The following is a 15,801-nucleotide window of genomic DNA, read 5'->3' on the forward strand; positions in this document are numbered from 1 at the left end:
CTTCGTCAGCGATGCGGAAGGCGATGTTCATGACACCTTCCTGCGCTTCGGTGAGGTTCATCAGCCGCGACAAAAGCAGCGGCCCCATTTCCGAGATGGTGGCACGGATCGGGTGACCCTGCTCGCCGAACAGATCCCAGAAGATGACCGGGTATTCCTGAAACTGATAGGGATCGAGCTTCACCTGCTCTGCACGCTTGACAAGGAAATCCTTGGCCTCGCCCATCATGGCGATGCCGGAAAGGTCGCCCTTGATGTCGGCGCAGAAGACCGGGACGCCGGCATTTGAAAAGCCCTCGGCCAAGACCTGCAGGCTGACCGTCTTGCCGGTGCCTGTGGCGCCGGTAATCAGGCCGTGGCGGTTGCCGTAGCGCAGCAGGAGTTCCTCGGCGCGCTGGTAGGAATCATCAGGCTTGCGGCTGGCGCCGATGAAGATGCTGGTGTGGTCAGCCATATGTCCGGTCTCCGCAATCTCTTCCGCCAAAAACGCCCGGTCTCATGGAGGATAATAACGCGATCGGCGGGCGACAATGCCCACCATCAAATTTGGCGCTATTCGAATTTGACCCTGGCAGCGAAACCACCTTACTTAGCTTGCGGATTTTGCGCATGTTTGGCAATCGGTTAGCGGCTGCCGGAACAACCGCGACGGATGTCGCATTGTGATATGCGGCGGGGGACCATAGACTGGTGGCTGATGCGGCCGAGAGACGAGGAGTGCGATGGGCGCCGGCGCCTTGACTAGGGATGTCGACCTTCCCAACCCGGAAACCAAGCGCTGGCTGGCGCTGGCGGAAAAAGTGCTTGCCGGCGGCGCTTTCGAACAGAAGCTTGTTTCGCACACCGATGACGGCATCCGCATCGAGCCGCTCAGCGAGCGTTCGACGACAGCCGAGCCGCTGGTGCGCACCAATCCGAAGTCGCCATGGATCGTCAGCCAGCGCATCGACGATCCCGATATCGCCCGCGCCAGCGCCCAGGCGCTGCAGGACATCGCTGAGGGCGCGACCGGCCTGTCGCTGGTTTTCGAGGGTGCGCCGAATGCGTTCGGCTACGGGCTGCCGAGAACCGCGGAGGCGCTGGAAACGGTGCTCGACGGCGTGCCGCTCAACCGGGTCCAGGTGCGCATCGATGCGCATCCGTGGAGCCGCGCCGTGGCGGATTGGCTGCTCGCCTTCCTGACCCGGCGCCGCTCCGATCCGGCGAAGCTCAACCTTTCCTTCGGCATCGACCCGGCGGCGATCTTCGCCGGCACCGGACGGCTGCGCACCTCGATCGAGGCGCTGCAGGAGTCAATGCCGCAATCGCTGGCGCATTTCTTCTCGATGGGCGTGCCCGGCGTGCTGCTCGAAGCGGACGGCCGCGTCTTCCACAATGCCGGCGCCACCGAGGCGCAGGAGCTCGGCACGATGATGGCTTCCGCCGTGTCCTATCTCAGGATGTTCGAGAAGGCGCGTCAGCCGCTGGTCTATGCCGCGCCCTATATCGGCTTTGCCCTCAGCGTCGACCAGGACCAGTTCCTGTCGATGGCCAAGGTGCGGGCGTTGCGCAAGCTCTGGGCGCGGATCCAGGAAGCCTGCTCGATCCCGGCCTCGACGGCGAACGTCCACGCCGAGACCTCCTATCGCATGATGGCGATGGCGGATCCGGAAACCAACATTCTGCGCACCGCGATTGCCGCTTTTGCGGCCGCGACCGGCGGCGCTGATTCCGTCTCGATCCTGCCGCATACCATCGCGCATGGACTGCCGGCCGGTTTTGCGCGCCGCGTCGCCCGCAACGCGCAGCTGATCCTGGCGCATGAGAGCCATCTCCATCACGTGGCCGATCCGGCCAGCGGCTCCGGAGCGGTCGAGGCGCTGACCGACGGTCTTTGCGCGGCGGCCTGGGAAGAATTTCAGCGCATCGAGGCCGAGGGCGGCGTGCTCAACAGCCTGCAGCAGGGCTATATCCAGAACCGTGTGCAGACGGCCGCCGCGAAGCGCAATGCCGTCTATCGGGCCGGCGAACGAGGCATCATCGGCACCACCTTGTTCCGCACCGGCAGCGAGCGCCCCGTCGAGACATTGAAAGCCGAACGCCGGCCCGCGCTGACAGAAGGCGTGGCGACCTGCGAGCCGCTGTTTCCAGTTCGCATCGATCAGTCGATCGGAGCCGGCTCATGATCCCGGATTTCAGCCAGATCGGCTGGTCGGCGCCGCGCCGCGCGCCGGTCGAGCTCAAGGGCCAGCGGATGACGCCGGAAGGCATCGCCCTGAAACACCTCTACACGCAGGCCGACCTCAAGGGCCTGGCCAATCTCGACACCTATCCGGGCCTGCCGCCCTTCGTGCGCGGCCCCTACCCGACCATGTATGTCCAGCAGCCCTGGACGATCCGGCAATATGCCGGCTTCTCGACGGCGGAGGAATCCAACGCTTTCTACCGGCGCAACCTCGCGGCCGGCCAGAAGGGCCTGTCGGTCGCCTTCGACCTCGCGACCCATCGCGGCTATGACAGCGACCATCCGCGCGTCGCCGGCGATGTCGGCATGGCGGGCGTGGCGATCGATTCCATCCTCGACATGCGCCAGCTGTTCGACGGCATTCCGCTCAACGAGATGACGGTGTCGATGACCATGAACGGCGCCGTGCTGCCGATCATGGCGCTCTATATCGTGGCGGCGGAGGAACAGGGTGTCGCGCAGAAGGACCTCGCCGGGACCATTCAGAACGACATTCTGAAGGAGTTCATGGTCCGCAACACCTACATCTATCCGCCGAAGCCTTCGATGCGGATCGTGTCGGACATCTTCGCCTATACCTCGCGGCACATGCCGAAATTCAATTCGATCTCGATCTCCGGCTATCATATGCAGGAGGCGGGCGCGACGGCCGACCTCGAACTCGCCTACACGATCGCCGACGGCATCGAATATGCGCGCGCCGGCGTCGCCGCGGGTCTCGACATCGACCGGTTCGCGCCGCGCCTTTCCTTCTTCTGGGCGATCGGCATGAACTTCTTCATGGAGGTCGCCAAGCTCAGGGCCGCGCGGCTGCTCTGGTCGAGCCTGATGAAGAAGAATTTTGCGCCGAAGGACGAGCGCTCGCTGTCGCTGCGCACCCATTGCCAGACATCGGGCTGGTCGCTGACGGCGCAGGATCCCTACAACAACATCACGCGCACGATGATCGAGGCGATGGCGGCAACGCAGGGGCATACGCAGTCGCTGCACACCAATTCCTTCGACGAGGCGATGGCGCTGCCGACCGACCATTCGGCCCGCATTGCCCGCAACACGCAGCTCATCCTGCAAAAGGAATCCGGCACCACGCGCATGATCGACCCGTGGGGCGGCTCGGCCTATGTCGAGCGGCTGACACATGATCTGGCGGCCCGCGCGCTCGCCCATATCGAGGAGGTCGAAAACCTCGGCGGCATGGCGGCGGCGATCGAGAAAGGCATTCCGAAGCTGCGCATCGAGGAAGCGGCGGCGCGCACCCAGGCACGCATCGATTCCGGCGAGCAGGTGCTGGTCGGAGTCAATGCGCATCGCCCGGAAGCCGACATCGAGGTCGATGTGCTGAAGATCGATAATGCCGAGGTCAAGGCCCGGCAATTGGCGAAGCTGCAGCGGCTCAAAGGCACGCGCGACGTCGCGGCCCTGGAGGATGCGCTAACCGCCCTCACCCGCGCGGCTGAAAGCGGCGAGAACCTGCTCGAATTCGCGATCCGCGCGGCGCGGGCCAATGCGACCGTCGGCGAGATCTCGCTGGCGTTGGAGAAAGTGTTCGGGCGCCATGCAGCCACCGTGCAGACCATCTCCGGCGTCTATCGCGACGCGCTCGGCGACAATCCGGCGGTCGATCGGCTCAAGGACAAGCTCGAAACCTTCGAAAAGAAATCCGGTGCAAAGCCGCGCATCCTGGTCGCCAAGATGGGCCAGGACGGCCATGATCGCGGCCAGAAGGTGATCGCCAGCGCCTTTGCCGATCTCGGCTTCGAGGTCACCGTCGGACCGATGTTCCAGACGCCGGAGGAGATCGCAAAGCTGGCGGTGCAGCATGATGTCGACATCATCGGCGCGTCCTCGCTCGCGGCCGGACATCTGACGCTGATCCCCGAGCTCAAGGAGGCGCTGAGGAAGCTCGGCCATGGCGACATGCTGATCGTCGCCGGCGGCGTCATCCCGCCACAGGATTACGACGCGGTGCTGAAGGCTGGGGCGGCCGAAATCTTCCCGCCGGGGACCGTCATCCCGCAAGCGGCGGACAGGCTGATGGACAGGCTGCTGTCGGTTGAGTGAACAGCCTGTGTCGGGAACTGGTCAAACGCAACTCGTTGCTAAGGCTTATCGGCACAGCTAATGCGCCAATCGAGAGAGGAAGAGGATCCCGTCCTCAACCCGCTTCTTGATGGCGACCATGTCAGTAGTTCCCAATCGGTTGTTATAATTTCCGTTTGCGACAACAGGCCCTCCAGTTATAATTGCCGTTGCAACAGGACGACCTACCATGAACATCACCATTCGAAAGATTGGCAACTCCGAAGGTCTGATTTTGCCGAAAGAGCTTCTCGACCGGCTAAACCTGAAGGCGGGCGACAACGTCATCGTCGTTCAGGAGGGCCAGGAGCTGCGCTTGCGCCGTCTTGAAGACTCTGCCGAAGAATTCGAGCGTAAGATGAAGATCGCGCGCGAACGGATGAAGAAATACGAGGTTGCCTACCGCGCGCTCGCTAAATGACCGAGCATCATTCGCGAGAATTCGTGGAGGCGATGCACGCTGAGCAGTTGCGCCTCCACGGCGGAGCCTCCGGTATACGCGACCAGGGCATGCTGGAATCTGCCCTCGCCCGCCCCCAACAGAAGGAAGCGTGCGGTGAGCCCGATCTTTGTGAACTCGCGGCGGCCTACCTCTTCGGCAGTGCGAAGAACCACCCCTTCGTTGACGGGAACAAGCGCACGGCTTTTGCCGCGGCCGATTTGTTTCTCTATTTCAACGGGTTAAGCGTAGAAGCCGAACAGCAGGATGTTATCCAGTTGGTGATGATGGTCGCCGCAGGTGAAATCGATGAGATCGGAGCCGCGGCGTTTTTCCGCGACCATACGGTCAAGCCTAAGGCCTAGTTCTCGGCCTTGTCCGAAAGCTTGACGATCTCCCACTCCTTGCCGTTGACGGCAACGACCTCGCCGACCTTCTTGCCGAACAGGGCCATCGCCATCGGCGAGACATGGGAGATGCTGCCTTTCGAGGGGTTGGCCTCGTCCTCGCCGACGATGCGCCAGTGGACCTTCTTGCCGTCGCCGTTTTCCAGCGTGACGCCCATGCCGAAGCGGACCACATTGCTGCCGGACTCCGGCACCGAAAGCTCCGCGCTCTCGCGCCGCGCGGTCCAGTAGCGCAGGTCGCGGGACACGATTGCGAGGCGCTCGCGATCGCCGCGTCTTTCGGCCTTGGCCATCTGATCTCGCAATTCGGAGAGATTCTCTTCGATCATCGCGAGTCCCCGCTCCGTTACCAGATTGCGGTGCGGACTGATCGGCCGTTCGCCGACACCGGCAATGGCGTTTTCGCTGTCTTCCTCGCGGGTGAAAGCTCTACTCATAACATGAACTTAAGCTTGGTGAGGCAACTGCACAAGCTGTTTGCCTGCGAGCCTGCCTTGGCACGAATCCTGCGATGGAGCGGTTGAAACGCCAGGACCTGTGCCGATGTTGAACAGACGAACGCTGCTTGCCCGCACCACCGGCCTCGCCGCTGCCGGCCTCCTTGCCGGCAAGGCGTCGGCGAAGATGCTGCCCGGCATCGAGAAGGCCACGATGCGCGGCTCGATCAACGCCATCGAAATCGGCGTGCAGCCGGGCGCGCTGGACGACCAGAGCAAGGCCTTCGCCAAGATGCTCAGCGACGCCAGCGACCGCGATGCGCCGGTGTTTCTGCCGCCCGGCACCTATCTTGTCTCCAACCTGAAACTGCCTGCCCGCGTGCGCCTTTCGGGCGTCCCGGGGGCGACCCGCATCGTCTATGGCGGCAACGGCCACCTGATGATGGCGGAACAGGCCGAGCATATCGAACTCAGCGGGCTGGTGCTGGACGGCAGCAACCGCTGGCTGGCCGACTATACGCAAGGGCTGCTCGATCTGCGCCGCGTCGCGCATCTCGCCATCGACAATTGCCAGGTCACAGGCAGCGGCAAGAACGGGCTGGCGCTGGAACATGTTTCAGGCCGCATCGGGCGCTGCGATTTTTCGGGTGCGGCAGACGCCGGCATCTATTCGGTCGAGGCCGGCGGGCTGGAGATCTCGGGCAATACCATCTCAGATTGCGCCAATGGCGGCATTCTGGTGCATCGCTGGCAACAGGCGGAGGACGGCACCATCGTCAGCGGCAACCGCGTGCAGCGCATCGGCGCGAGGAGCGGCGGCACCGGCCAGAACGGCAACGGTATCAACGCCTTCCGCGCCGGCAATGTCATTATCTCCGCCAACGTCGTGTCGGACTGCGCCTTCTCGGCGATCCGCGCCAACAGCTCCAGCAATTTGCAGATCACCGGCAACACCTGCTCGCGCTCGGGCGAGACGGGGATTTATTCGGAATTCTCCTTCGAGGGCGCGATCCTCAGCAACAATCTGGTCGACGGTGCCGCCAACGGCATCTCGATCGTAAACTTCAACGAAGGCGGCCGCATGGCCGTGTGCTCGAACAATATCGTGCGCAACCTCTCGACGGTCGGCCCCTACACCGCCGACCCGCCGGGCTTCGGCGTCGGCATCAGCGCCGAGGCCGAAACCTCCGTCTGCGGCAATGTCGTGGAGAACGCGCCCCTCTACGGCATGCAGCTCGGCTGGGGACCTTATCTGCGCAATGTGGTTGCAACGGGCAACATCATCCGCAAGTCCGGCACGGGCATCGTCGTCAGCGTCGTCGAGGGTTCCGGCAGCGCCGTCATTTCGGACAATATCATCGACGCCGCGCAGAACGGCGCCATCATCGGCCAGCGCTGGGCCAATCCGGTGACGGGCGATCTGGCAAGATCAACCTTTACCGGCTACGCGCATCTGACCGTCGAGCGGAACAAGGTCAGTTAGGCCAGCGCCGCCGTCGGCCGCAGCAAGCCCACCTTGGCGCCGATACGGCTTTCGACCGGCGGATTGGCGAGTTCGGCAAGCTTTGCCGCGAGCGCTTCGTCGCTGCGCAGCAGCTTGGCCAGCACGGCGGCGATCATCACCTCGGAGGCGCGGCTGGCGCCGTCATCGCATTTCAAGGCGATGCCGAGACCGAGCTCGGGCAAGGCCGCGCAATAGACGCCCTCGGCGCCGGTCTTGACGAAGATGCGGCCGGGCGCGGCCCGCATCAGCGCGAGGTCCGCCTTACCGGTGCCGGCCACCAGGAACGGTTCGGCCATGCAGGCCGAGAGCAGGCGCTTCGCCGCCTTGGCGCGTTCGGGCGCAAAGCCCCTGCCCGTCGCCATACGCGCAAAGCCCAGCGCAAAGCTCTTCAGCGGCACGGCATAGGTCGGGATCGAGCAGCCGTCGGTGCCGCAATGGTCGACATCATGCCCGGCGCCGGTCACCGATTGCATGGCGTCGCGCACCATCTCCTGCAGCGCATGGCCGGCCTTGACGTAGCCGCCATGGGCAATGCCGGAATGCACGCAGGTACAGAGGAAACCGGCATGCTTGCCGGAGCAATTGTTGTGGAGCGGGTTGGGCGCGCTGCCGGCGCGGGCCAGCGCGATCGTCGCAACGTGGCTCGACGGCCAGTGCGCGCCGCATTCGAGCGCCGTCTTATCGAGACCGGCCTTGGCGAGCATTGCTTGCGCCAGTTCGACATGCGCCGGCTCGCCTGAATGCGAGGCGCAGGCCAGCGCCAATTCGCGATCGCCGAAGCCGTAGGCGTCGGCAGCACCGGATTCGAGCAGCGGCAGCGCCTGGATCGCCTTCACCGCCGAGCGTGGAAACACCGGTCGCGCCGTATCGCCGATCTCCCAGACAGGCTTGCCGTCGGCGTCGAAGACAGAAACCGCGCCGCGATGAGCGCTTTCGACCACCGCGCCCCGCGTGACTTCGACCAGAACCGGATTTGCCATGCTGCCTCCCGCACGCGCGCGCCGGGCGCCGCTTCAATGCGGGCCGCTTCTACCTGATCCGATCGAGGATGGAAACGTAGTTGGCCACCGCAGCACCGCCCATGTTGAAGATGCCGCCGAGTTTTGCCCCAGGCACCTGAATGCCGCCGGCCTCGCCGGTCAGCTGCATGGCGGTGAGCACATGCATGGAGACGCCGGTGGCTCCGATCGGATGGCCCTTGGCCTTCAGCCCGCCGGACGGGTTGACCGGCAGCCGGCCGTCCTTGGCCGTGACGCCCTCCAGGGCGAGCTTCGCGCCCTCGCCGGGCTCCGCCAGGCCCATCGCCTCGTATTCGATAAGCTCGGCGATGGTGAAGCAGTCATGCGTCTCGACGAAGGAGAGGTCGTCGAGCGTGACGCCGGCCTTCTTCAGCGCCTGGCCCCAAGCCCGCTCGCAGCCCTCGAAGGAAAGGATGTCGCGCTTCGACATCGGCAGGAAATCCTGGACGTGCTCATTGGCGCGGAAGGTCACGGCGCGGCGCATCTTCAGCGCCGTCGCGGTGTCGGTGAGCACGAGCGCGGCGGCGCCATCCGAGACCAGCGAGCAGTCGGTGCGCTTCAGCGGACCGGCGACGAAGGGGTTCTTCTCACTTTCCTGACGGCAGAACTCGTAGCCGAAATCCTTGCGCATTTGGGCATAGGGATTGTCGACGCCGTTTTTGTGGTTCTTGGCGGCAATCATGGCGAGCGCATCCGACTGGTCGCCATAGCGCTGAAAATAGGCCTGCGCGATCTTGCCGAAGACGCCGGCAAAGCCGGCCGGCGTTTCGCCATCCTCGGGCAGGTAGGAGGCTTTCAGCAGGTTCTTGCCGATCTCGGGCCCAGGTGTGGTGGTCATCTGCTCGGCGCCGACCACCAACACGACGCGGGCGGCGTTGGAATCGATGGCGCGGACGCCTTGTCTCACGGCAGCCGAACCGGTGGCGCAGGCATTCTCCACGCGCGTCGCCGGCTTGAAGCGCAGCCGGTCGTCGGCCTGCAGCACCAGGCTCGCGGTGAAATCCTGCGGTGAGAAGCCGGCGTTGAAATGGCCGAGCACGATCTCGTCGACATCGTCAGGGCCGATGCCGGCATGATCGAGCGCGTCCACGGCGACCTTGGTGATCAAGCCCTCCAGCGTCTCGCCTTCGAGCTTGCCGAAACGCGAATGCGCCCAGCCGACGATGCATGCGGTCATAACAGCCTCCATCTGCCGCGCAGCCTAGCACGTCCGGTCGCGGCATGACATTCAATATTGTTCAATAGTGAACCGTTTTCCAGCCGAAGGGATGGGGCCAGAGCGATACGATCGATTGATCCGATGCCGATTTTTTATTGATTGATGCGTCAATAAAAATTAATCTCGCTTCGAACCGGACCCCTCGCATGCCGAAAATCGGAATGGAACCGCTGCGCCGCAAGGCGCTGATCGACGCGACGATCTCGGCAATCGGCGAGCGCGGTTCGCTGGACGTCACCATGTCGGAGATCGCCGGCCGCGCCGGCGTGTCGTCGGCGCTCGCCCATCACTATTTCGGCGCCAAGGACGAGCTGCTCTTCGCCACGATGCGGCACATCCTTGCCGAGCTCAACATCGATACAAGACGAGCGCTTCGCGTCGCCGCGACACCGCGCCAGCGCGTCTCGGCGGTCGTTGCGGTCAGTTTCTCCGACGAGCAGTTCCAGCCGGAGATCATCGCGGCCTGGCTCGCCTTCTATGTCGAGGCGCAGAAATCGACCGAGTTGCGGCGGCTGCTTCGTATCTATGCGCGGCGGCTCAATTCCAACCTGATGAGCGGGCTGACCGGCATTCTGCCGAGGGCCGAAGCGGACCGCGCTGCGGAAGCGACGGCGGCGCTGATCGACGGACTCTACATTCGGCGCGCGCTGAAGGACGGCGTGCCCGATGCGCAGACAGCGATCGCGCTCGTCGAAGATTATCTCGAAACCAAGCTCAGCGGACGGAGCCTGCCTTGACCACCGAACGACCCAATTTCCTGATCGTCATGGTCGATCAGCTCAACGGCACGCTCTTCCCCGACGGCCCGGCGGATTTCCTGCACGTGCCGCATCTCAAGGCGCTCGCCGCCCGCTCGGCGCGTTTCGCCAACAACTACACCGCCTCGCCGCTTTGCGCGCCCGGCCGGGCCTCGTTCATGAGCGGCCAGCTGCCGTCGCGCACCGGGGTCTATGACAACGCCGCCGAATTCTCCTCCTCGATCCCGACCTTCGCGCATCATCTGCGCTCCGCCGGCTATTACACCTGCCTGTCCGGCAAGATGCATTTCGTCGGACCGGACCAGTTGCACGGCTTCGAGGAGCGGCTGACCACCGATATCTATCCGGCCGATTTCGGCTGGACGCCGGATTACCGCAAGCCCGGCGAGCGCATCGACTGGTGGTATCACAATCTCGGCTCGGTCACCGGCGCCGGCGTTGCCGAGACCACCAACCAGATGGAGTATGACGACGAGGTGGTGTTTCTGGCCGAGCAAAAGCTGTACCAGCTTTCGCGCGAGCAGGACGATGCGGGACATCGGCCCTGGTGCCTTACTGTTTCGCTATCGCACCCGCACGATCCCTATGTCGCGCGCAGGCAGTACTGGGATCTTTACGAGAACTGCCAGACGCTCGATCCCGAAACGCCGTTCATCCCGCATGACGAACAGGACACGCATTCGCAGCGCCTTTACCGGGCAAGCGACTATCAGTCCTTCGAAATCACGCTCGAGCAGGTGCGCCGTTCCCGGCGCGGCTATTTCGCCAACATTTCCTATGTCGACGATAAGCTCGGCGAGCTTCTGGACGTCCTCAAGCGCACTCGCATGCTTGACGACACCATCATCCTGTTCTGCTCGGATCACGGCGACATGCTGGGCGAGCGCGGCCTGTGGTTCAAAATGAGCTTCTTCGAGGGCTCGGCGCGCGTGCCGCTGATGATCGCCGGCAACGGCGTGCCAGCCGGCCTCATCGAGGCGCCCGTCTCCAATCTCGACGTCACGCCGACGCTCTGTGACCTCGCCGGCATTGATATCGCTGCAATCGCGCCGTGGACCGACGGCCAGTCGCTGCTGCCGCTGCTCGGCGGCAAGCCGCGCACCGCACCCGTTCTCATGGAATATGCCGCCGAAGGCTCCTATGCGCCGCTGGCCGCGATCCGCGACGGCAAATACAAATTCGTCCATTGCGAGCTCGACGCGCCGCAGCTGTTCGACCTGGAGGCCGACCCGCTCGAACGGAACAACCTCGCTGACGAGCCGGCGAACGCTGCCCTGGTGGCGGCGTTCATGGAAAAGGTCCGGGCGCGCTGGGACATGGCCGCGTTCGATGCCGCGGTGCGCGAAAGCCAGGCACGCCGCTGGGTCGTCTACCCGGCGCTGCGCAACGGCGCCTATTACCCCTGGGATTTCCAGCCGCTGCAGAAAGCCTCGGAGCGCTACATGCGCAATCACATGAATCTCGACAACCTCGAAGAGAGCAAACGGTATCCGCGAGGCGAATGATGGAAGACGTTCTGGTTCCCACCCTCGACCGCCTGAAGCAGGCCTATGCGGTGACCTCGACGGCGACGCAAGTCACGCCGCTGTTGGACTCGGCCGCACTTGCCCGGGAAGCCGGCGCCGCGCGGGTGTTCGTCAAGCCGGAATCGCTGCAATGGGCGGGGTCCTTCAAGGTGCGCGGCGCCTATTGGCGCCTTAAGCGGCTGTCACCGGACGAAGCGAGGAAGGGCGTGGTCGCCTATTCCTCCGGCAATTTCGCGCAAGGGCTTGCGGCTGCTGGCCAGGCGCTCGGCATTCCCGTCACCATCGTCATGCCGATCGACGCGCCTGCCGCCAAGCGCGACGCGACCGCCGGCTATGGCGCGCGCGTGGTGCTGACCGATCATGGGGAGCGTGCCCGCGAGGAAGTCGCCGCCGCCAAGGCGCGCGAGATCGCCGAGACCGAGCAGCTCACCTTGCTGCATCCCTTCGACGATCCCAAGATCGTCGCCGGCCAGGCAGGGGCCGGGCTGGAAGCGCTCGACCAGTTGGCAGCGAAGAAGGCCCACGCCGATCTGGTGTTCTGCTCGGTTGGCGGCGGCGGGCTGATCGGCGGCGTTTCGCTCGCCTTCCATTATCTGTCACCGAACACCGAGATCATCGCCGTCGAACCGGAAGGCTTCAACGGCATGGGCTTGTCGCTGGCGCATGGCGCGATCGAGACGATGCCGATCGGGCCGAGATCGATCTGCGACGGGCTGATGGCGCGCAAGCCAGGCGAGGCGCCCTTCGCGGCGGTGAGTGCTGCCGGGGTTCGCGGCGTCACCGTCGAGGATGCCGCGGTGAGGGGTGCAATGAAGATCGCGTTCGAGCGGCTGAAGCTGGTGCTGGAGCCTTCGGGCGCGGCCTCGCTTGCCGCGCTGCTCGGCGGCAAGGTGGATGTGGCGGGCAAAACCGTCCTTGTGGTGGCTACCGGCGGCAATGTCTCGCTCGCCGACTTTATGGCGCATATGAACAATGCTTGAAGCGGATTTCGTCATCATCGGATCCGGCTCCGCCGGCTCGGCCATGGCCTACCGGCTGTCGGAAGACGGCAAGCATTCGGTGATCGTCATCGAGTTCGGCGGCACCGATATGGGGCCGCTGATCCAGATGCCGTCGGCGCTGTCGATCCCGCTCAACATGAGCCTTTACGACTGGGGCTTCGCCAGCGAGCCGGAGCCGCATCTCGGCGGCCGCGTGCTCGCCACCCCGCGCGGCAAGGTGATCGGCGGTTCGTCCTCCATCAACGGCATGGTCTATGTTCGCGGCCATGCGCGCGACTTCGACCATTGGGCCGAACAGGGTGCTGCCGGATGGGGCTTCGCCGACGTGCTTCCCTATTTCAAGCGCATGGAGGATTCCGACGGCGGCGAGGACGGCTGGCGCGGTCAGGGCGGCCCGCTGCATGTGCAGCGCGGCACGCGCAAGAACCCGCTTTACGGCGCCTTCCTCGAGGCGGGCCGGCAGGCCGGCTTCGAGCTCACCGACGACTATAACGGATCGAAGCAGGAAGGCTTCGGGCCGATGGAGCAGACCATCTGGCGCGGCCGCCGCTGGTCCGCGGCCAATGCCTATCTGAAGCCGGCGCTCAAACGAAAAAATGTTAGCCTGCTCAAAGGTTTCGCGCGGCGCGTGGTGATCGAGAATCAACGTGCCGTCGGCGTCGAGATCGAAGCTCACAAACAGATTCAGGTCGTTACGGCGCGACGTGAGGTGATTGTGGCGGCGTCGTCGATCAATTCGCCGAAGATCCTTATGCTGTCCGGCATCGGTCCGGGCGCACATCTGCAGGAAAACGGCATAGAGGTCATTGCCGACCGGCAGGGCGTCGGCCGCAATCTGCAGGACCATCTGGAGCTTTATATCCAGCAGGAAGCGACCAGACCGATCACGCTGAATTCGGTGCTCAACCCGTTCTCCAAGGCAATGATCGGCGCGCAGTGGCTGTTCTTCAAGACCGGCCTCGGCGCCACCAACCATTTCGAGGCGGCGGCCTTCGTGCGTTCGCAGGCCGGTGTCGACTACCCCGATATCCAGTATCACTTCATCCCAGCGGCGGTGCGCTATGACGGCAAGGCGGCGGCGAAGTCGCATGGCTTCCAGGCGCATGTCGGGCCGATGCGGTCGAAGTCGCGCGGCTCGGTGAGCCTGCGCTCCCCCGATCCGAAAGCGAAACCGGTGATCCGCTTCAACTACATGTCGCATCCCGACGACTGGAGCGAGTTCCGCCACTGCATCCGGCTGACGCGCGAGATTTTTGGCCAGAAGGCCTTCGACGGCTTCCGCGGCAAGGAGATTTCGCCGGGCGCCCATGTGCGGACCGACGACGAGCTCGACGCCTTCATCCGCGATCACGCCGAGAGCGCCTATCACCCTTGCGGCACCTGCAGGATGGGCCGCGCCGACGACCTGACCAGCGTCGTCGATCCGGAATGCCGGGTGATCGGCGTCGAGGGGCTGCGCGTTGCCGATTCCTCGATCTTCCCGCGGGTGACCAACGGCAACCTGAACGCGCCGTCGATCATGACCGGCGAGAAGGCGTCCGACCACATCCTTGGCCGCACGCCGCTCGCGCCATCCAACCAGGAACCCTGGATCAATCCGCGCTGGCAGGTGGCAGACAGATAGCGCATGATCCGGCGGGCGCCCTCCCCCGCCCCGGCGATTACGAACGGAGAACACCATGCGCGCCCAGCCAACGGCATCGCACTACGTCAACGGCCGCTACATCGAGGACGAAGGCGGCGCGCCACTGCCGGTGATCTATCCGGCGACGGGCGAGACCATCGCCACGCTGCATTCGGCGACGCCGAACGTGCTGGAGTTGGCGATCGAGGCCGCGCGCGCGGCGCAGCCGGCCTGGGCACGGATGAAGCCGGTCGAGCGCGGCCGCGTCCTGCGCCGCGCCGCTGATATCCTGCGCGCCCGCAATGCCGACCTGGCGCGCATCGAGACCCTGGACACCGGCAAGGCGATCCAGGAGACGCTGGTGGCGGACGCGCCTTCGGCCGCCGATTGCCTCGAATATTTCGCCGGCGCAGTGTCGGCCTTCAACGGCGAGATGATCGATCTCGGCGGACCGTTTGCTTACACAAGGCGCGATCCGCTTGGTGTGTGCGTCGGCATCGGCGCCTGGAACTATCCGATCCAGATCGCCGGCTGGAAGTCGGCGCCGGCTTTAGCCATGGGCAACGCCATGGTGTTCAAGCCGTCGGAGAACACGCCGCTCTCGGCACTGGCGCTGGCCGAAATCTACAGCGAGGCGGGCCTGCCCGACGGACTGTTCAACGTCGTGCAGGGCTATGGCGATGTCGGCGCCGGCCTCGTCGGCCATGATGTCGTGGCCAAGGTCTCGGTGACCGGTTCGGTGCCGACCGGCCGCAAGGTGCTGTCGCTTGCCGGTTCGAAAATGAAGCACGCAACAATGGAGCTCGGCGGCAAGTCGCCGCTGATCGTCTTCGACGATGCCGATCTCGAAAACGCCATCGGCGGCGCCATGCTCGGCAATTTCTATTCGACCGGCCAGATCTGCTCCAACGGCACGCGCGTCTTCGTGCAGAAGGGCCTGCATGACTGCTTCGTCGAGCGGCTGACCGAGCGTACCAAAAAAATCCGCATCGGCGATCCGCTCGATCCGGAAACGCAAATGGGGCCGCTGGTCAACAAGGCGCAGCAGGAAAAGGTTGTTTCCTACATCGCCGCCGGCAAAGAGGAGGGTGCGACGCTTGCCTGCGGCGGCAACGTGCCGTCGCTGCAGGGCTTCGAAGGTGGCTTCTTCATCGAACCCACCGTGTTCACCGGCGTGACCGATGGCATGCGTATCGCGCGCGAGGAAATCTTCGGACCGGTGATGAGCGTGCTGAAATTCGATAACGAGGACGAGGTGATCGAACGCGCCAACAATACCGAATTCGGCCTCGCTGCGGGCGTCTTCACCCGCGACCTGCCCCGCGCCCATCGGGTGATCGCCGAGCTGCAGGCAGGCACCTGCTGGATCAACGCCTACAATCTGACGCCGGTGGAAATGCCCTTCGGCGGCGTCAAGCAGTCCGGCATCGGCCGCGAGAACTCGCTGGCGGCGCTGGCGCACTATTCGCAGCTGAAGGCGGTCTATGTCGAGACGGGGGATGTGGCGAGCCCGTATTGACTTGGCGATTGGCCAAAAGCCCGCAGTGACAGCAATCTCCTCCGC

Annotated in this window: 14 protein-coding genes; 10 read left to right on the forward strand and 4 right to left on the reverse strand. The window is 64.5% G+C overall.

Going from position 1 to position 15,801, the window contains the following annotated elements; all coding sequences use genetic code 11:
- Nucleotides 1–454 (reverse strand): helicase HerA-like domain-containing protein (locus tag EOA49_RS07725; protein WP_127243106.1); only part of this gene is annotated, 454 nt, incomplete at its 3' end.
- A 268-nt stretch (nt 455–722) separates the two neighbouring features.
- Here EOA49_RS07725 and EOA49_RS07730 point away from each other — a divergent pair.
- From EOA49_RS07730 to EOA49_RS07745, 4 genes are all read left to right on the forward strand, one after another.
- Nucleotides 723–2,165: a methylmalonyl-CoA mutase subunit beta gene (locus tag EOA49_RS07730; RefSeq protein ID WP_127240176.1), complete on the forward strand. Its 1,443-nt coding sequence runs from the start codon at nt 723–725 to the stop codon at nt 2,163–2,165.
- Entirely contained in the window at nt 2,162–4,285 is a 2,124-nt protein-coding gene (scpA, locus tag EOA49_RS07735; protein WP_127240177.1) for a methylmalonyl-CoA mutase, read from the forward strand. The genes EOA49_RS07730 and scpA overlap by 4 nt, the downstream gene beginning before the upstream one ends.
- 208 nt (nt 4,286–4,493) lie before the next feature.
- Nucleotides 4,494–4,724: an AbrB/MazE/SpoVT family DNA-binding domain-containing protein gene (locus EOA49_RS07740; protein WP_067320863.1), complete on the forward strand. Its 231-nt coding sequence runs from the start codon at nt 4,494–4,496 to the stop codon at nt 4,722–4,724.
- Entirely contained in the window at nt 4,721–5,107 is a 387-nt protein-coding gene (locus tag EOA49_RS07745; protein ID WP_127240178.1) for a type II toxin-antitoxin system death-on-curing family toxin, read from the forward strand. The genes EOA49_RS07740 and EOA49_RS07745 overlap by 4 nt, the downstream gene beginning before the upstream one ends.
- Here EOA49_RS07745 and greA read toward each other — a convergent pair.
- On the reverse strand, nt 5,104–5,586 hold the full coding sequence (gene greA / locus EOA49_RS07750) for a transcription elongation factor GreA (protein WP_066997710.1): 483 nt from the start codon (nt 5,584–5,586) through the stop codon (nt 5,104–5,106). The genes EOA49_RS07745 and greA overlap by 4 nt on opposite strands.
- A gap of 106 nt (nt 5,587–5,692) precedes the next feature.
- On the opposite strand from greA, the gene EOA49_RS07755 reads away from it, so the two are divergent.
- On the forward strand, nt 5,693–7,069 hold the full coding sequence (locus EOA49_RS07755) for a TIGR03808 family TAT-translocated repetitive protein (RefSeq protein WP_127240179.1): 1,377 nt from the start codon (nt 5,693–5,695) through the stop codon (nt 7,067–7,069).
- Here the strand turns inward: EOA49_RS07755 and EOA49_RS07760 are convergent.
- Both EOA49_RS07760 and EOA49_RS07765 read right to left on the reverse strand, forming a co-directional pair.
- Nucleotides 7,066–8,070, reverse strand: coding sequence for an asparaginase (locus EOA49_RS07760; RefSeq protein ID WP_127240180.1), 1,005 nt, complete (start codon nt 8,068–8,070; stop codon nt 7,066–7,068). The genes EOA49_RS07755 and EOA49_RS07760 overlap by 4 nt on opposite strands.
- Nucleotides 8,071–8,119: 49 nt before the next feature.
- Nucleotides 8,120–9,286, reverse strand: coding sequence for an acetyl-CoA acetyltransferase (locus EOA49_RS07765; protein WP_095781573.1), 1,167 nt, complete (start codon nt 9,284–9,286; stop codon nt 8,120–8,122).
- Between the two features lie 188 nt (nt 9,287–9,474).
- On the opposite strand from EOA49_RS07765, the gene betI reads away from it, so the two are divergent.
- From betI to betB, 5 genes are read left to right on the forward strand one after another with little or no spacing between them, the layout of a single operon-like run.
- Nucleotides 9,475–10,065: a transcriptional regulator BetI gene (gene betI / locus EOA49_RS07770; RefSeq protein WP_067320854.1), complete on the forward strand. Its 591-nt coding sequence runs from the start codon at nt 9,475–9,477 to the stop codon at nt 10,063–10,065.
- Complete coding sequence (gene betC, locus EOA49_RS07775) at nt 10,062–11,591, forward strand: choline-sulfatase (protein WP_127240181.1); 1,530 nt, start codon at nt 10,062–10,064, stop codon at nt 11,589–11,591. The genes betI and betC overlap by 4 nt, the downstream gene beginning before the upstream one ends.
- Complete coding sequence (locus EOA49_RS07780) at nt 11,588–12,592, forward strand: threonine/serine dehydratase (protein ID WP_164746718.1); 1,005 nt, start codon at nt 11,588–11,590, stop codon at nt 12,590–12,592. The genes betC and EOA49_RS07780 overlap by 4 nt, the downstream gene beginning before the upstream one ends.
- Nucleotides 12,585–14,237 (forward strand): choline dehydrogenase, encoded by a 1,653-nt coding sequence (betA, locus tag EOA49_RS07785; protein WP_127240182.1) that lies wholly within the window; start codon nt 12,585–12,587, stop codon nt 14,235–14,237. Before EOA49_RS07780 ends, betA begins: the two co-directional genes overlap by 8 nt.
- 55 nt (nt 14,238–14,292) lie before the next feature.
- Complete coding sequence (gene betB / locus EOA49_RS07790; RefSeq protein WP_127240183.1) at nt 14,293–15,756, forward strand: betaine-aldehyde dehydrogenase; 1,464 nt, start codon at nt 14,293–14,295, stop codon at nt 15,754–15,756.
- The last annotated feature ends 45 nt before the right edge of the window (nt 15,757–15,801 follow it).

Origin of the sequence: Mesorhizobium sp. M1A.F.Ca.IN.020.04.1.1, from assembly GCF_003997315.1 — a bacterium.
GTDB lineage: Bacteria > Pseudomonadota > Alphaproteobacteria > Rhizobiales > Rhizobiaceae > Mesorhizobium.